The 16,810-nt window shown below is 66.8% G+C and carries 15 protein-coding genes and 3 tRNA genes; 13 read left to right on the top strand and 5 right to left on the bottom strand.

Translation table 11 applies throughout. The features are described from left to right. Nucleotides 1-314: 314 nt before the first annotated feature. The 8 genes from KW830_RS00795 (at nucleotide 315) to KW830_RS00830 (ending at nucleotide 6,366) form a co-directional block, all read left to right on the top strand. Nucleotides 315-587 (top strand): HU family DNA-binding protein, encoded by a 273-nt coding sequence (locus KW830_RS00795; RefSeq protein WP_043387285.1) that lies wholly within the window; start codon nucleotides 315-317, stop codon nucleotides 585-587. 16 nt (nucleotides 588-603) lie between these two features. Further along, nucleotides 604-679, top strand: a tRNA-Val gene (locus KW830_RS00800). 405 nt (nucleotides 680-1,084) lie between these two features. After that, complete coding sequence (locus KW830_RS00805; RefSeq protein WP_218331593.1) at nucleotides 1,085-2,989, top strand: peptidylprolyl isomerase; 1,905 nt, start codon at nucleotides 1,085-1,087, stop codon at nucleotides 2,987-2,989. Nucleotides 2,990-3,057: 68 nt separating this feature from the next. Continuing rightward, a tRNA-His gene (locus KW830_RS00810) sits at nucleotides 3,058-3,133 on the top strand. 85 nt (nucleotides 3,134-3,218) lie between these two features. Continuing rightward, nucleotides 3,219-3,294: transfer RNA gene (locus tag KW830_RS00815), tRNA-His, on the top strand. A 551-nt stretch (nucleotides 3,295-3,845) separates the two neighbouring features. Then, complete coding sequence (locus KW830_RS00820; RefSeq protein WP_083520267.1) at nucleotides 3,846-4,652, top strand: ABC transporter permease; 807 nt, start codon at nucleotides 3,846-3,848, stop codon at nucleotides 4,650-4,652. Next, the gene (locus KW830_RS00825; RefSeq protein ID WP_218331595.1) at nucleotides 4,652-5,656 is read left to right on the top strand and encodes an MlaD family protein; all 1,005 of its coding nucleotides are present in this window, start codon (nucleotides 4,652-4,654) and stop codon (nucleotides 5,654-5,656) included. The genes KW830_RS00820 and KW830_RS00825 overlap by 1 nt, the downstream gene beginning before the upstream one ends. Further along, nucleotides 5,653-6,366, top strand: a complete 714-nt coding sequence (locus tag KW830_RS00830) for a hypothetical protein (RefSeq protein WP_066533561.1) — start codon at nucleotides 5,653-5,655, stop codon at nucleotides 6,364-6,366. The genes KW830_RS00825 and KW830_RS00830 overlap by 4 nt, the downstream gene beginning before the upstream one ends. A gap of 423 nt (nucleotides 6,367-6,789) precedes the next feature. Here the strand turns inward: KW830_RS00830 and KW830_RS00835 are convergent, their stop codons facing one another. Continuing rightward, a complete protein-coding gene (locus KW830_RS00835; RefSeq protein WP_066533559.1) occupies nucleotides 6,790-6,981 on the bottom strand; it encodes a hypothetical protein in 192 nt (63 codons plus the stop codon). Between the two features lie 178 nt (nucleotides 6,982-7,159). Then, entirely contained in the window at nucleotides 7,160-8,239 is a 1,080-nt protein-coding gene (locus KW830_RS00840) for a porin (RefSeq protein WP_218331597.1), read from the bottom strand. Between the two features lie 379 nt (nucleotides 8,240-8,618). Between KW830_RS00840 and KW830_RS00845 the strand changes: the two genes are divergently transcribed. Both KW830_RS00845 and KW830_RS00850 read left to right on the top strand, forming a co-directional pair. Next, nucleotides 8,619-9,119, top strand: coding sequence for a flavodoxin family protein (locus KW830_RS00845; protein WP_218331599.1), 501 nt, complete (start codon nucleotides 8,619-8,621; stop codon nucleotides 9,117-9,119). A 151-nt stretch (nucleotides 9,120-9,270) separates the two neighbouring features. Beyond that, nucleotides 9,271-9,879: a TetR/AcrR family transcriptional regulator gene (locus tag KW830_RS00850; protein ID WP_218331601.1), complete on the top strand. Its 609-nt coding sequence runs from the start codon at nucleotides 9,271-9,273 to the stop codon at nucleotides 9,877-9,879. Nucleotides 9,880-10,022: 143 nt separating this feature from the next. Here KW830_RS00850 and KW830_RS00855 read toward each other — a convergent pair whose 3' ends face one another. Next, nucleotides 10,023-11,270, bottom strand: a complete 1,248-nt coding sequence (locus KW830_RS00855; protein ID WP_218331603.1) for an MFS transporter — start codon at nucleotides 11,268-11,270, stop codon at nucleotides 10,023-10,025. Nucleotides 11,271-11,707: 437 nt separating this feature from the next. Here KW830_RS00855 and KW830_RS00860 point away from each other — a divergent pair, with 437 nt between their 5' ends. Next, a complete protein-coding gene (locus KW830_RS00860; RefSeq protein ID WP_066533555.1) occupies nucleotides 11,708-12,721 on the top strand; it encodes a hypothetical protein in 1,014 nt (337 codons plus the stop codon). 62 nt (nucleotides 12,722-12,783) lie between these two features. Here KW830_RS00860 and KW830_RS00865 read toward each other — a convergent pair whose 3' ends face one another. Further along, the gene (locus KW830_RS00865) at nucleotides 12,784-13,809 is read right to left on the bottom strand and encodes a DMT family transporter (RefSeq protein ID WP_218331606.1); all 1,026 of its coding nucleotides are present in this window, start codon (nucleotides 13,807-13,809) and stop codon (nucleotides 12,784-12,786) included. Nucleotides 13,810-14,054: 245 nt separating this feature from the next. On the opposite strand from KW830_RS00865, the gene KW830_RS00870 reads away from it, so the two are divergent. Next, nucleotides 14,055-14,546 carry an Lrp/AsnC family transcriptional regulator gene (locus KW830_RS00870; RefSeq protein WP_066533551.1) on the top strand — a complete coding sequence of 164 codons (492 nt, stop codon included), beginning with the start codon at nucleotides 14,055-14,057 and terminating at the stop codon, nucleotides 14,544-14,546. Between the two features lie 191 nt (nucleotides 14,547-14,737). On the opposite strand, the gene KW830_RS00875 is transcribed toward KW830_RS00870, so the two are convergent. Further along, nucleotides 14,738-15,655 (bottom strand): MBL fold metallo-hydrolase, encoded by a 918-nt coding sequence (locus tag KW830_RS00875; RefSeq protein WP_218331607.1) that lies wholly within the window; start codon nucleotides 15,653-15,655, stop codon nucleotides 14,738-14,740. Nucleotides 15,656-15,818: 163 nt separating this feature from the next. Between KW830_RS00875 and KW830_RS00880 the strand changes: the two genes are divergently transcribed. Continuing rightward, on the top strand, nucleotides 15,819-16,763 hold the full coding sequence (locus tag KW830_RS00880) for a LysR family transcriptional regulator (protein ID WP_218331608.1): 945 nt from the start codon (nucleotides 15,819-15,821) through the stop codon (nucleotides 16,761-16,763). The last annotated feature ends 47 nt before the right edge of the window (nucleotides 16,764-16,810 follow it).

The raw sequence follows: 16,810 nt of genomic DNA on the forward strand, positions 1-16,810 counted from the left end.
GTGCGGTTTGTGCAGCGCGGCGTCTGCGCTGCAGGCGAAAAAACGGCTGCAACCCCCACCGGCAGGGGCTGTGTTTGTACAAATCCTTGCTGCACGCGGGGTCTGCCGGTTTGTCAATGCGGAAAGTCACGCGTCACCCTTTTGCGCAAAAAACCGAGGCACTTGCGAAAAAGCGCGAAAAATTGCGTCTAGAATCTGCCCCAACGCGGTACTGCCAGTCAGGTTACTCTGTGCTGCGCTGGTGTAGCAAAGCATGCGTCACACGAGTGGCCCGCTTTCACGACGTTTAAACCCACTTTCTCGAGAGGCATCTTGTGAATAAGACAGAACTGATTGAGCACATTGCTAACAACGCCGACATTTCCAAGGCAGCTGCTGCACGCGCTCTGGAATCGACCATCGATGCGGTCAAGAAGACCCTGAAGAAGGGCGGCACAGTCTCTCTGGTGGGCTTCGGCACCTTTGCCGTCGGCAAGCGCGCTGCACGTACCGGCCGCAACCCCCGCACTGGCGACACCATCAAGATCAAGGCTGCCAAGGTGCCTAAGTTCCGTCCGGGCAAGGCCCTGAAGGATGCGCTGAACTGATACAAGGTTTTCGGTCGGGTCCTTAGCTCAGTTGGTAGAGCGGCTCCTTTACACGGAGTAGGTCGGCGGTTCGAGACCGTCAGGACCCACCACAAAAATCCTGGAAGGACTTGGAGTGATCCAAGTCCTTTTTCTTTGTCTGCACCTTTGGTACTGCAGGCGTTGCGGTGCGTGGCAGCGTTGGCCCAGTGTTGGACAGCACTTGCGCAGTGTGGCTGCAGGGTGCCGGCTGCCAAGCCGCAGCGCTGCGGGAGGCGCTCCCGCGCGGTGCCCGCAGGTCCGCCCGTGGTGGCATCCATGCGCCGCTGTTGGGGGAGTCGAAAACCCTCAAGTAGAATAGCCCGGCTCACCTGCTTGCGGCCTTGCTGGCTGCGGGCACTGCGTGCGACGGTGATTCCCTTTCGCCACCGGTTCATGCCGAACCGGTTGGCAGGCCAAGGCGGACCCTGCGGTTCGCCTTTTTTCTTGCATCTGCAGCAGCTTCAGAAAGTTTGACTATGCTCGAATCCATCCGCAAGAACTCCAAGATCGTGATGATCTTGCTGTTCCTGCTGATCATTCCCTCGTTCATTTTTGTCGGTATCGATCGCAGCTATTTCACGGAGTCGAGTCCGACCGTGGCCCGCGTGGACGGCAATGACATCAAGCAGTCCGACTGGGACAACGCGCACCGCGTGGAAAGCGACCGCATGCGTGCGGAGATGCCGAACCTGGACCCCAAGCTGCTCGACTCGCCCGAAGCCAAGTACGCCACGCTGGAGCGCATGGTGCGCGACCGCGTGCTGACCGCTGCCGCACAGAAGATGCACCTGACCACCAGCGACGCCCAGCTGGTGCGCACCCTGCAGGGCATTCCCGCCATTGCCTCGCTGCGCAAGCCCGACGGCACGCTGGACGCCGACGGCTACCGTGCCCTGGTGGCCTCGCAAGGCATGACGCCCGAAGGCTTTGAAGCCAATCTGCGCCGCAACCTGGCCCTGAACCAGGTGCTGGGCAGCCTGCAGGAAACCTCCCTGACTACGCCTGCCACCACCGATGCCGCGATGAACGCCGTGCTGCAGCGCCGCGAAATCCAGGTCGCCCTGTTCAATGCAGAGCAGTACAAGGCCGCACTGCAGCCTTCGGCCGACGAGATCAAGGCCTACTACGACGCCCACCAGGCCCAGTTCCGCAAGGCCGAGCAGGCCGACATCGAATACGTGGTGCTGGACCTGAACACGGTCAAGCAAGGCATCCAGCTGAACGAAGACGATCTGCGCACCTACTACAAGGAAAACGCGCCACGCCTGGCCGGAGTCCAGGAAGAGCGCCGCGCCAGCCACATCCTGATCAACGCCCCGCAATCCGCCAGCGCCGAAGAGCGCGCCAAGGCCAAGGCCAAGGCCGAGGCCCTGCTGGCCGAAGTGCGTGCCAAGCCCGAGACCTTTGCCGAAGTGGCCAAGAAGGAATCGCAGGATCCCGGTTCGGCCGCCAACGGTGGTGACCTGGGCTTCTTCGGCCGCGGCGCCATGGTGGCTCCGTTCGAACAAGTGGCATTCAGCCTGCCCAAGGGCGGCATCAGCGATGTGGTGGCGACCGATTTCGGTTTCCACATCATCCAGGTGACCGACACCAAGCAGCCGCCCGTGCCCAGCTACGAACAGATGCGTCCCAAGATCGTGGAAGAGCTGCAGCAGCAACAAGCCCAGCGCAAGTACGCGGAAGTGGCGGACAGCTTCTCCAACCTGGTCTACGAACAGGCCGACAGCCTGCAGCCCACGGCCGACAAGCTGGGCCTGAAGGTGGTCAAGGCCACCGGCGTGCAGCGCACACCCAAGCAGGGCGCCGAAGGCCCTCTGGCCAGCGCCCGCTTCCTGGAAGCCCTGTTCACGCCCGAATCGCTGGACTCCAAGCGCAACACCGAAGCCGTGGAATTCGGCACCAGCCAGATGGTGGCCGGCCGCATCACCCGCTACGAACCAGCGCACACCGAACCCCTGACCACCGTGGAAGCCGACGTCAAGCGCCTGTGGGTGGCCGACAAGGCCGCCGAGCTGGCCAAGAAGGCCGGCGAAGACAAGCTGGCCGAATGGAAGGTCGATGCCGCCAAGGCGCCAGGTCTGGCCGCTGCCCAGGTGATCTCCCGCAACGACCCCAAGGGCCTGCCGCGTGAAGTGGTGGATGCTGCCATGGTGGCCCCGGTCAAGGACGGTGCAGCCGCCTGGACCGGTGTGTCCCTGGGCAAGACTGGCTATGCCGTGGTCAAGGTCAACAAGGTGCTGGCGCCCGAGCAGCGTGATGCCGAGTTCGAACGCCAGGCTGCCCAGCAGTACGTGCAGCTGTGGTCTTCCGCCGAAGGTGCGGCCTACTACGAGACGCTGAAGAACCGCTTCAAGGTGCAGATCAAGGTGCCGCGCCCTTGAGAAATGGAAAAGATTTCAGAATCTCTCCGGGGGTTCTGAAAAGCGCGATACAATAGCAATCTCTTCCGGTGGCTGTAGCTCAGTTGGTAGAGTCCAGGATTGTGATTCCTGTTGTCGTGGGTTCGAGCCCCATCAGCCACCCCAAAATTTCTTCTTTCCCGCGCGGTCTGTCTGCAGGTCGCTCTGAAAAGAAAATCCCAAGAAGCCTCTTCTTGGCAAACCTCTTCCGGTGGCTGTAGCTCAGTTGGTAGAGTCCAGGATTGTGATTCCTGTTGTCGTGGGTTCGAGCCCCATCAGCCACCCCAAATAGAAAAAGCCTCTTGATTCGTCAAGGGGCTTTTTTGTTTTTGCCTCCCTCGTTCGCAAGCCATGCTGCACATGCGGTGGCGTTTCCGTGCGGTGGTCTGCGGAACGCCTGCCTGTTGGAGCCGATTGGATACCCCGAAAGGGTGTGCAGGCTTCACGGGTGCTCGGTGGCGTCGGGGCACTGAACGGCTTTTCCTCCCGCCACTCCAGATGGAAACGCGCCAATGCTTTACCGCTTGGTGCCTTGTGTGTGTCAGCGGTGCGCGCCAGGAGCCCGCTGCAGGGCTAGACCAGGCCGGGGCAGGCCGGTGTGGACGCGCTCCGCTGGCACAGCGCACAGAAAAAGGCCCCGATGGGATGAGCACCGGGGCCGCGTGCACCGCCTAGACTTGGCGCGAACACGAATTACCTCTTATTTCGGCACACGGCGCCGTTTCTTGAGGATTTTGTGACGGTGTCGATCGCGAGCAGGGCGTTGCCTGTGCCCCAGCGCCGGGGGACGGCATCCTGTCTGGCTGGTACCTGCACACAACTTGCCTATGATGGGCGCATGCAGCATCACCTGAGCACAGGCCGACTGGGTTTGAACGCGTGGCGGGCCGCACTGCGCACGGTGCGGGCCTGGGGGCGCATTTTCTATCTGGGTGCGGCCAGCGGGGTGCTGCTGCTCTCGCCGTCTTCCTATGGCCGTACGGGCAGGCAGTTGCTGCTGCGGCAGGTGTATGCCGACACGGTGCCCATTCTGCTGGGCTTCACGGTGCTGGCGGCGCTGATCTGCCTGGTCATCACGCGCATTGTGGTGGTCACGGCGGCCAGCTACGGGCTGTCGCGCTATGCGCTGGAAATGGTGATCCGGGTGCTGGTGCTGGAGCTGATTCCGCTGACTGCCGCGCTGTTCGTGGCCATGCGCTGCTCCATTCCCAACGGCACGGCACTGGCCTTGCTGCGCGAGAACGGGCATCTGCAGGCGCTGCAGCGCGCCGGGCGCGATCCGCTGCGGGAGGAAGTGCTGCCGCGGGTACTCTCCAGCATCTATGCCAGCCTCACCTTGGCGGCACTGTCCTGTGCGGTGGCCACCGTTACCGCCTATCTGGCGGTCTACGGTTTCAACACCGCCGGCCTGCCGATCTTCACGCGCTTGTTCGGCCAGGTGTTCACACCCCCGGTCACCGTTTTGTTTGTGCTCAAGACCTTCTTTTTCAGCCTGGCGATTGCCCTGATTCCCATGGCCTCGGGCCTGTACGAGCAGACGGCGCAGCGCGCCGGCCAGCCGGGGCAGGAGCTCTCGGGCCTGGCGCGCATGTTCGCTGTGCTGCTGGTGATTGAAATGGCCTCGCTGATGGGCAACTACTACTGATGCAACCTATTCCGCCTTCCTCTAGCCCGACGCCGGACCAGCCGTCTGCCGGCCCCTCCACCCCGCCGCTGCGCCCCGTGGCCCATCTGGAGCGCAAGGCCGCCGCCTTGCTGCTGTTGACCTGCGCGCTGGTGCTGGGTGCGCTGGTCTACCTGATGTATGCCCGGGGCGTGTTCGAGCCCACGCAGTCGCTGGTGCTGACGGCCGATGACTCCGAAGGCGTGGTGGTGGGCATGGACATGACCTTCTCGGGCTTTCCCATAGGCCGGGTCCACCGGATCGAACTGGCCAAGGACGGCATGGTGCGCATCCTGATCGATGTGCAGAGCAAGGACGCGCACTGGCTGCGCGAGAGCAGTGTGTTCACCTTGGTCAAAGGCATTGTGGGCGGCACCACCATCAAGGCCTACAGCGGCATCCTGACCGATCCGCCGCTGCCGCCCGGCGCTGAGCGCCCGGTGCTGCGTGGTGATGCCACGGCCGAAATCCCGCAGATCATGGCCAGTGCCAAGGAACTGCTGGCCAATCTGTCGCAGATGACGGCCTCCGATTCCTCACTGGGCCAGTCGCTGGAACATATCCAGAGCCTGTCCGACAAGATGCAGGGCCCGAACGGGGTGCTGGGCGCCGTCATGGGCAACGAGGCCGATGCCCGGCGCGTGGGCCAGGTGCTGGAGCGGGCCGAACAGGTGCTGGCACGCATGGACCGCATGGTGCAGCGGGCCGACCGGCAGGTGTTCGATGCCGATGGCGTGATGCCCCAGGTCAAGGTGACGGTGCTGGAGCTCAACGGCCTGCTGGCCGATGCGCGCCAAAGCCTCAAGAAGATGGACGCCGTGCTGGTGGAAGCCCAGGGCATCGGCAGCAATGTGAACAGCGCCACCCAGGATCTGGGCGAGCTGCGCACCGAAGTGGAAGCCAATCTGCGCAAGATCGAAACCATGATGACCGACCTGCAGCGCAAATGGCCGTTTGCCCGCCAACCCGAGTTGCAACTGCCATGAGCACCGCCACCCGCTTCCTTTGCCGTGCACCGCAGCGGGTGTTGTGCACCGGCCTGCTCGCCCTCTGTGCGGCCCTGGCCGCCTGCAGCACCAAGCCGGTGCCGGAATGGTCGCTGAACGCCAGTGACGCCGCCCGCCGCGCCATGCAGGCCCAGCTGGAAGGCGCCAGCAGGGTGGCCGATCTGGAATGGGGCAAGGCCCGCAGCGAAGCCGCCCAGACCGGCCAGCCCGCACTGATGGCCCGCCTGGCGTTGATGCGCTGCGCCCTGCAGGTGGCCAGCCTGGACTGGGACGACTGCAGCGGCTACACACCGTATGCGCAGGACGCCGCACCGGCGGAGCAGGCCTACCACCGCTACCTGTACGGTGCGCTGCAAAGCGGCGATATGGCACTGCTGCCCGCACAGCACCAGGGCGTGGCCGCCACGCTGGCGCAGGGGGAGGCAGTCACTGCAGCCCAGCTGCAGGCCGTGCCGGATGCTACGGCCCGCCTGGTGGCCAGCGGTGCGGCGCTGCGTGCCGGGCGCACCACCGTGGAAGCGCTGTGGCCGGTGGTGGATGCCACGGCCACGCCGCAAGGCTGGCGCCGCCCGCTGATGGCCTGGATGGAACTGGAACGCCGCCGGCTGGAGTCGGCCGGCGCTACCTCCGCCGCACAGACCCTGGCGCGGCGCCTGGATGTGCTGCAGGACAAGCCAACCCGGCCCTGAGATGCCTGCCGCCGTTGGGGACCACCGCGGCCAAGCGCTGGCATGCACCAGCAAGTCGCCAGCGCGCCGTATGCGCCAGGGGATGAGGTGAAGCGGAAAGCCGAGGCAGGGCGCGCGCCCGGCGGCACTGCGGGAGCAGGAGCTGAGAGGTCCGGGTAGGCATGGCATAGCGCCATCCCCGGTGCCGGTCTGCGCTCAGGCGCTGAAAAAACTTTGCAATGCCACCGTCTCACTGCCCCACGGCAGTGCAACAGTGCCGCAGTGCGCGCATGCTTGGCCCATGGTACCCGTCAGGGCAGGGTGCACAAGATGGCACGGCGCAAGCAATAGGGCGCTTGCGCACCGCCTGGTGCCGGTGCAAGGCGGCGGGAGCGGGGTCAGGGAGGTGTCCCTGTGCGGGTGGCGCAGTGGCTCGCACCCGGATCACGGCGGCAGCAGCGTCGCCGGGTCTTTCACGTTCAATGCGTCGGCGGACTGGGCCACCACATCCACCCACAGCAGCGAGGCTGCGGCGCCCAGGGCCAGGGCGGCCACCAGGATGAACAGCAGCACAGGATGGCGACCCTGGCCGCGGTCGGGCTTGCGGTGCAGAGGGGGAGCGTTGGGGGTATGCATGTCACACCTCACGGGTGATGGCTAGGCCTCTTATTGCAACATGCATGCCGCCTGTCGTCTGTCAGACAAGCGCCTGACGGTCCTGTAGGTCCCCAAAGCACACCGCCCTGCAGGGCAGGGCGGCGGTAGAGGCAAGGGCCAGGCGCTGCGGTGCAGCACCAGGCCAGGCTTCACAGGCTCAGAAGCGGTGGCGCATGCCCACGGCGAAGCTGGTGCCGGAATCGGAGCCGGTCAGCTTGTCGTGCATCAGCGCAGCGTACAGGTCGGTGCGCTTGGACAGGAAGTGGTCGTAGCCCAGCGTGGTGGTGGTGCGCTTGCCGTCGAAGACCAGCACGCCGGTGGTGGCGTTGCGCGCTTCGATCTTGGTCTGGGCAATGGCGGCCTTGAAGGTGCCGGCCTTGGTCACAGGCACATCCAGGCCCAAGGTGGCGGTCTTGCCTTCGTAGCTGGTGTTGTCCTTGGTTTCGGACTGACCGTAGGTACCGTAGACCTTCACGACCTTGAAGTCATAGGAGCCACCCAGCATCCAGTTGGCTTTGGCACCGCCATCGGTGTAGAGCAGGGCGCCAGTGGGATTCTTCACCTGGGCGCGTTCGTAGAAGCCGGTCAGCATCAGGCCGTCGTTGCGGTAGGTGGCGTTGGCACCCACGTTCTTCTTGCTGTTGGCCGTGGCCACTTCACCAAACTGGTACTGCAGATTGAAGCTCAGGCCGCCGAAGCTGGGCGAGGAGTAGACGATCTGGTTGCTCCAGCCGGTGTCGGAAGCGGTGGTGTTGTAGGTCTTGAGGGCAGCGTCGGTATAGCCCGTCCACATATTGCCGTGCAGGATCAGCGGCGAGAGGGTGAACGAGTCACCGAACGGGTTGGTGAACACGCTGGGCAGGAAGTTGGGGGCCGAGGAACGGCCCAGCTTCACGGCACCGAAGCTGCCGCTCAGCGACACATTGGCGTCGCGGGCAAAGAAGGACTCGCCAAAGGCCAGGTCGTATCGGCCGGGAGAACCGGTGTCGCCGCGGAAGAAGGCGCCCAGCATGAAGCCGGCCTTCAGGCCATTGCCCAGATCTTCCGTGCCATTCATGCCCCACCAGGAGGTGGACAGGCCGCCGGAGCCGACCTGGCTCACGCGGTCGGCACCTGCCAGTTGCATGGAGCCGGCGTACATATCGACCAGGCCGGTCAGTTGCACAGACGATTGTGCGAAGGCGGTGGAGCACAGGCAGGCTGCAGCCAGGCAGGCGGACAGTCGGGTCAGTTTCATGGGGCAAGTCCCTCAGTTGGTTGTGATGCCTGCCTCTATGCAAACCACGTGCCACCTTGCGCAGTGCCATCTTGGTGCAGTGCACGGCCCCCTGCCATGGCGCACCGCAAAGCAGGTGGGCATATGGGAGGGGATGTGGATGGTCAAGGGGGCGGCACGGGATCGACGCACCGGATGCAGGGCCGCATGCCGTGCGGGCTGCGGGTTTGCGCACCGCCGGGCAGCGTGCTGCAGCCCCGTAAAGGTGCGCGCGTTGCCTGTCACGGCGCCGGCCCCCCCGCCACGCACCCGCTTCCTTGTCTGGCGTGCACCGGATTGCGCACTGAATGTAGGCCGCCTCGCACCGCCGTTGCGCCCGCGACGGCGTATGCTGGCAGCCATGTCCACGCCCAAGACCCTGCTCATCGTCTACCACTCGCTCACCGGTGGCACCCTCCAGATGGTGGAGGCCGCGCGCGACGGTGCCCAGGACGGTGGCGAGGTGGTGGTGCGCCTGCTGCACGCCACCGCCGCCGGCCCGCAGGATCTGCTGGATGCGGACGGCTACCTGTTTGCCACGCCCGAAAACCTGGCCGCCATCAGCGGGCTGATGAAGGATTTTTTCGACCGCAGCTATTACGGGGTGCTGGACCGCATCCAGGGCCGGCCCTATGCCAGCCTGGTCTGCGCCGGCAGTGACGGCAGCAATGCCGCGCGGCAGATGGCGCGCATCGCCACCGGCTGGCGGCTCAAAGCCGTGGCCGAACCGCTCATTGTCTGCACCCATGCGCAGACGCCGGAAGCCATTCTGGCGCCCAAGCAGATCGCGGCAGACGATCTGGCCGCCTGCCGCGTACTGGGCGAAGCGCTGGCCACCGGGCTGGCGCTGGGGGTGTTCTGAACACCAGGCCGCATGCCTGGATAACGGTCGGGCACATGCCCACAAAACCATAGCGTCGGCCGCAATCCGCGCCAGCGGTGGCGGTCTTCGGGTGCTGCAGTACCATGGCCCCACCTGTTTCCCCGCCGCGGCCTGCCGCGCAACGCCCCGCATGCCCGCCACCGACACCCGCCAGCAAGCCATTGACGCCGCCTACCACGTGATTGCCGAGTGGGGCGTGCAGGGCGCCACCTACCGCCGCATCGCGGCGCAGGCCCAGCTGTCGCCGGGCACGCTGACCTACCATTTCCCCACCATCGACGATCTGCTGCTGGCCGCCTTCCGCCAGTTCACCGACCACATCAGCGACGGTTTCCACACCCGTATGCGGGCGGCACGCAACGCCCCTGAAGCCTGCGAGGCCGTGGTGGACCTGATCTGCGGCGAGGTCTGGCCCACCACGGCGCACCTGCTGCTGTCGTTCGAGCTCTATGCCATGGCAGCGCGCAGCGCCGACTACCGCGCCGTGATGCACCGCTGGATGGCGCAGAGCCAGTCCGCACTGCGGTTGCAGTTCCAGGCTGAAACGGCCCGGCTGCTGGATGCCTGCATCGAAGGCATGACCATCCACAACGTGCTGGGCGCCCAGCCCTTGCCGCGCGCATTGATCCAGGCCCACATCACCACCATGGCATTGCCGGGCTATTGCGGGGGGCAGACCACAGGCGCAGAAGACGGAGCGGGTACCGGCGCTGCAGACCCCGGCAGCAGCTCCCCGTAGCGCTGACCGTTGCACGGCACCTCGCTGGGGCTGCCTGCAGTTGCCCCAGCCGGGAGGGATGGACACCCTGGCGCGCGCCAATCACGCCAGCCATGCCCTGTCACGCGGCCTCACGTTGCCCACGAGCCCATGCTGCCAGCGGGTTACGCCGTCTGCTGCACGACCCCTCCGGTGGCCGTGCGGCGCTCCGCCCAGGCCTGCAGCACCATGGCCAGCACGGCAGCCACCAGCGCCATGGCCAGCACCGGCAGCATGCCCAGGCGCAGGCCCCAGTGTTCCCCCAGAAAGCCCAGCATCGGCGGGCCGACCAGAAACGCCACATAGCCCAGGCTGGCCACGGCGCCCACGCGGCGCGCGCTGTCGGCGGCAGGGCCTTCGCCCGCGGCCGACAAGGCCAGCGGAAAGCCCAGTGCCGCACCCAGACCCCAGAACAGCACCGATACCGCGCCCAGCCAGGGCAGCGGGGAAAAAATGGCCAGCGCCACACCCAGGGCGGCGGCCAGTGCGCTGGCCTGCATCAGGCGCAAGCGGGCAAAGTGCTGCAGCAGGCGGTGGCCGGAAAAACGCCCCACCACCATGCCCAGCGTGAACAGCAGGTAGATCACCGTGCCCTGGGCTTCGGCAAAGCCATGGCCGTCCACCATCAGCAGCGGCAGCCAGTCGTTGGCCGCGCCTTCGGCCAGTGCCATGCCCAGAATAAACAGGCCGATCAGCAGCACGCGCCGCTCGCGCAGCGCGCCCAGTACCGGGCCGGAGGCTGGCTCGGGCTCGGGCCTGCGATCGGCCTCGCCAGGCGCGGGTGCCGCGCTGTGGTTGTGGATGTGCCGCACCAGCGGCAGTACGCCCAGCAGGGCCAGTGCCGCCACGCCCAGCCAGTGCAGCAGCAGCGGGGCCTGCAGATAGGCCATCAGCATGCCCAGGGCCGCGCCCAGCAGCGTGCCCAGGCTGAAGCAACCGTGCAAGGTGGTCATCAGCGTGCGCTGGTACAGGCGTTCCAGCGCCGCGCATTCCACGTTCATCGCAATGTCCGACCAGCCGATGCCCAGGCCAAAACACAGAAAGCCGGCAAACGCACACCACAGGCTGGCCAGGGCGGAGCCCGCCGCCATCAGCGCCAGGCCGCCCAGCACCAGGCAGGTGCCGAGCAGAATGGTGCGTCGTGCCTGCAGCCGCGCCGTGACGGCGTTGGCGCTGAGGATGCCCAGCATCGAGCCCACGGAAAAGCCGAACAGCACCAGTCCCATCTGCTCGGTGCTGGCGCCCAGGGCATCGCGCAGCGCCGGGGTGCGTGTGACCCAAGTCGAGGTGGCAATGCCAATCAGTACAAAGACGCCATACAGGGCGCCGCTCAGTCGGCGCACCGGGGGCAGCGCCGCAGCCGTTTCAGCCATGGGATCCACTTTCCATTGTCAATAATTCGCATGTTCGTACGCTTGTACGAAAAGGCGTATCGTACGTATGTACGACAAATCCGGTGGCCAGACACAGGCAATGCCCGTGGACGGCCACTGGACATTGCGCGGGGCACGCATGGACAGGCGGGCGGGGGATGTGCCGGCCTGGTGGGGCGGCTTACGGGTCTTGCGGGGTTTGCCCTGCGGCGCAGGACCTGGTGTGGCCGGTGGCCTTGTGCCCGCCGGTCGCAGAGCAGGCCACTGCTCCCGGTGGGCCGGATTGGAGGCAGGGGCCGGGCAGGCCGCGCGCGGCATGATGGTTCCAAGTCGAGACCAAGGGCGCGATGCGTCCCGTCCGGCGCCATGGGGGTTGCACTGCACCACCTCCGGCGGTTGTCCGCAGCGACCGGTTTTTTGTCTTCAGGAGCGTGCCAATGTCCATCAACCCGCCTGCGCCCGCAGGCCGCTTTGTACTGCCGCCAGCAGCCAGCGGGCCGGGGGCGGACGCCCCCCACCACCGGCGCCTGCCGCTGCACGGCTTCATGGCAGCGGTGTACCGCAGCCAGGACGCCCGCGTGCTGGTCCACACGGCCGAGCAGTCCATGGCCCGGGTCCAGGCCCACCTGGCCCGCATGCATGCGCTGGCCGTGGAGGCCAGCAACAGCGATGTGGCCGGGCCCGCGCGTGCCCGGGCCCAGCAGGAGATCAATCTGCGCGTGGCGGACATCGACCGCATTGCCCGCACCACGGTGGTGGCCGGGCACAGCCTGCTCGACGGCGCCCTGCACCGCCAGGAGGGGCTGCTGGACACCCTGGCCGGGCAGGCGGGCGGCGTCGCGCTGGCCTGCCTGCCCAATCTGCGGGCGCAGAGCCTGTCGGCCCTGCGCTATGCCGTGCAGTCCTGGGGGCTGGATGCCGCTGTGGCGGCACCCTTGCCCGCTGCGGCGGGGCTGACCCTGGCCGTGGGCGACCAGCCACCGGTGGCGCTGGGCACCTTGCCTGCCGCCGCATCAGGGGGCGAGCGGCTGGCCCAGCTGTGCCGGGCCATCAACGACCAGACGGCCAGAACCGGGGTGGCCGCCTTTGTGCTGCCGGAGCGCCGACGCAGCGGTGTGGAGGGGGCGTTGCAGCTGCAGCTGCTGTCATGCCGGGTGAATGCCGACGGATGGGCGCAGCGCGTGTCACTGGGCGGGGTGGTGCAGGCCATGGGCCGCCCCCTGCTGCACACACAAAGCCAGGACCGCAGCGCCGGCCCCGCACCGGGCTGGGTGGTGCACATGGCCTGCGGGCTGCACAGCATCAGCCTGGACGACCCCGCCCGTTCCTGGGTGGGCCAGCTGCAGCTGGAGCAGGCTGCCGCCCAGCTGCGCTGCGCGCGGGCACGCTTTGCTGCCGGCAGCCTGCTGGGGCGCCTGGGCGCCGGGGTGCCTGGCGAGAGCCAGGCTTAAGGGGCGAAGATGAGTGAGGAGAAGAGGGGCACCACGGTTCTGCGGCCACTGCCCCCTTCGGCTTAGCGTAGTGTGGCCTTGCCTGCGGGTGTGCCGACCGGTGCCACCGCGCGGCGTGCGCCCAGGCTGACCACGGCGATGCCGCCCACAATCCCCAGACCGCCCAGCACCAGCGACAGGCTCAGGCTTTCGCCCAGAAACCAGGTGGACGCCAGCAGCCCGATCAGCGGCACGCCCAGCATGGCGGTGGACATGCGCGTGGCCGACAAATGCATGCTGGCCGCGTTCACCGCGCAAAAGCAGAAAGCCGTGGCCACCGGGCCCACATACAGCACGATTTCCCACAACGCCCAGCTGCCGTCGCCGGTGAACGGGCCTTCCACCGCATAGGCCAGTACCAGCAGCGGCACCGTGGCCAGCAGCATCTGCCAGGGGGCCAGCTGGTAGGCGCTGGAGTCGCCCTTGTAGTAGCGCAGGTGCAGGATGGTCATGCCCCACAGGAAGGAGGCGCCCATCAGCATCAGATTGGCCTGCACGCCGGCGCTGTCGCTCCAGTCCATGGCCAGCGGGTTGAACAGCACCACCAGGCCCAGCAGGCCCAGCAGCAGGCCGGTGGTCTGCAGGCGCGACAGGCGCTCGCCGAACACCAGCACGGCAATCGGTGTGACCCACAGCGGTGTGGTGTAGGCCAGCACGGCCGAACGACCTGCAGGCACCTGCGTCATGGCGATGGCGCCCAGCACGGTGAACGCCATCATCTGCAGCAGTCCGATGCTGGCCAGCAGCGGCCAGTCGCGCCGGGTGGGCAGCTTGAGGGTGCCGCCGGCAATCTGGATGGCGAACAGGCACAGCCCGCCGGTGGCAAAGCGCAGCGCCGAGAACCAGATGGGCGTTACATGGTTCAGCCCCGCCTTCATCACCGGCCAGTTGCAACCCCAGATGGCGATCGCCGCCAGCAGCGTGAGCAGGCCGGCATGGCTTTTCCAGGCGGTGGGCAGCGCGAAGTGCCGCGCGGCAGGCAGGTGGGAGGCGGCGGAAAGCGTGGCAGACGGGGTGCCGGAAGCAAGACCAGAGGGGCGGGACGACATGCAGCGGACGCAAAAGACGGAAGCGGAAAACCGGGGTCCGGTGTGCGTGGTACGACGGTTTCCCCTGTCGTGGTGCGCCGCAGCAGCGCCGCAGGGCGGGAGGGGAACGCGGTGCACCACGCACCACGGGAAAACCCGGAATTCTGCGCACGTAGGCCCAGATTTTGTTTCTGCATTCACTGCAGAATGTGGTGCAAGCAGGTGAATAATTCTGGTCTTTGCCGGAACCTGAGAATTTTTATCCCATGAAGAAGCTGGACCGCATCGACATCGGCATCCTCAACGCGCTGCAGGCCGATGCGCGCACTACGAACGCCGAGCTGGCCAAGGCCGTGCACCTGTCGCCCACGCCCTGCTACAACCGGGTCAAGGCCATGGAAGAGATGGGCCTGATCCGCCAGCAAGTCACCCTGCTGGACCCGGACCTGCTGGGCCTGCACCTGAACGTGTTCATCCACGTCACGCTGGAGCGCCAGGTGCAGGGAGCACTCCAGCACTTTGAAGCCACCATCGCCGAGCGCCCCGAGGTGATGGAGTGCTATCTGATGACGGGCGACGCCGACTACCTGCTGCGCGTCCTGGTACCGGACATCAAGGCGCTGGAGGTCTTCATCCTCAACCTGACCACCACGCCAGGTGTGGCCAATATCCGCTCCAGCTTTGCCCTCAAGCAGGTGCGCTACAAGACGGCGCTGCCGCTGCCTGAAGGCGGTCTGGTGGTCGGTCGGGAGGCCTGAGCAGCGGAACTCGGCGGGCGCCGCGCGCCGCTGCGCACCCACCCGTGCCGGTTGCATGACCGGGCGCGCAGCGGCGGGCTGAACGGCTGAACCTCGGCGGCGCTGCCGCAGCTTTCGCAGCAAGTCGCGCTGTCCTTGCCGTCATGGCCGCTGCGACGGCCGCGTTTCGGTCTGCATCAACCCGCTCTGCATCACCCCCACTGCATTTCGCCCTTGGCCACCTTGGCCCCCAGTTCCAGGGACATGGGTGAACCCGCCTGCGGGTACAGCTGCGTCATGGCGGCAATCAGGGCCTTGCTGTCGGCGGCCTTGGCGGCTTCGCGCTCGAAGTGGCGCAGATAGTCGCGGGTGTAGGCCAGCGCTGCGGCGCCCAGCGGTGCGCCGGCGGCCATGTGGCCCGGCACCACCACGGCAGGCTGGCGTTCCAGCATGCGGTCCAGCGTGTGGGCCCAGGCGCTGCGGGCGCCCGGTGTCGGGGTGTCGGCCGTCCACACATGCAGACCGGAGAACACCATCACCCCGCCGAAAATGGCCTGCAGCGACGGCACCCACAGATAGCGGCGGTTGGGCAGGCCTTCGGCCGGCACGATCTCGAGGCGCTGGCCTTCCAGGGTCAGCGCCCGGCCGTCAAACACTTCGGGCATCACCACATCGGCCAGCTTCTGCGGGCCGTTGTCCTTGAGCTGCGGGCCCCAGGTGGCCAGCTTTTTCTCCACATTGCCGCGGATGGCGCGCAAGGTGTCGGAGGCGGCCAGCACCTTGGCCTGCGGAAATGCCGCACGCACGGGCGCCAGGCTGAAGTAGTAATCCGGATCGCTCTGGCTGATGTAGATGGTGGTCAGCCGCTTGCCGGTGGCGCGGATGGCATCGGCCAGCGCCCGCCCGTCCGACAGGGTGAAGCCGCCATCGATCAGCACGGCATCGCGTGCGCCTGTCAGCAGCACCGGGGCCCGGGAAAAGCCCTGTTCATTGGCCGGAAAGTGCTGCCAGCGCAGCGGTGCGCCGGATGCACGGGGTGCGGCGGCCCAGGCGGCTGCGCCGGTGGCGGCCCAGGCGGTGGCCATGCCGGCCAGGCCAGCAGTGCGAACAAAGTGGCGGCGTGTGCTCATCTTCAACTCCTCGGTGGTAGGGCATGGGTGCGGCAGCGCGGGCAAGGTTTGCCAGCGGGTGTGCCGGGGAGTGCTGCGTCTGCAACCCATGCGGGGTGGTGCAATGTCTGCATGGTAGGTAGACTGCATTGATTGAAAAATACACACGAAGCAAACACTTTGTATGTCCGAAGCAAACAATCAAACCATGCCCGGTGGCTGGAACCACCTCAAGCGCCTGGCCTACTTCGCGGCCGTGGTGGAAACCGGCTCCTTCACGGCCGCCGCCGAACGCCTGGGCATCACCAAGGCCGTGGTCAGCCAGCAGGTGGCACGGCTGGAGCGCGAATTCCACAGCACACTGCTGGTGCGCAGCACCCGCAAGGTACAGCCCACGGCCGCCGGCCAGGCCTTCTACCAGCGCTGCGCCGCCATCCTGGCCGATGCAGAAAACGCCTTCAGCGAACTGGCCGACTCGGCGGTCGAGATTGCCGGTCCCCTGCGGCTGACCGCTCCGTTTGACTACGGCATCAGCGTGGTGGTGCCGGCCCTGGCCACGTTTGCCGCACGCTACCCGCAGTGCCAGGTGGATGCCAGTTTCAGCGACCAGACCCACGACCTCATGGCCGGTGATGTGGAGCTGGCCATCCGCGTCGGCTGGCTCACCGATCTGCAGCTGCAGGCACGGCAGATCGGCAGCTTTCGTCAACTGCTGGTAGCCGCACCCCGGTGGCAGCCGCAGCTGGACCGTTTGACCGGCCCGCAGGACCTGGCTGCGCTGCCCTTTGTGGCCAACACCGCCTTGCGCGAACCGGGGCGCTGGCAGTTCACCAGTGCGCAGGCCGCGCCATCGGCTGCGCCCCACACCGTGCAGTGGCAGCCCGTCATGCGGCTGGATGCCACGCTGGCCGTCCGCGCCGCCGTGCTGGCTGGCGCCGGCCTGTCGGTGCTGCCGGACTACGCCATCGCCGACGACGTGGCCGCGGGCCGTCTGGTGCAGGTGCTGCCCGGTTGGACCTTGCCCCAGGGCGGCATCCACGCGGTGTTTCCGCCCGCGCGCTTTCGCCCGGCCAAGGTGCGTGCGCTGGTGGAGTGCCTGGTGGCACAGCAAACCGGCACGCTTTCCTGACCTCCTGACCTCCTGACCTCCTGACCTCCTGACCTCCTGACCCGCTG

It is taken from the genome of Comamonas sp. CMM03, from assembly GCF_019218715.1.
Taxonomy (GTDB): domain Bacteria; phylum Pseudomonadota; class Gammaproteobacteria; order Burkholderiales; family Burkholderiaceae_C; genus Comamonas; species Comamonas terrigena.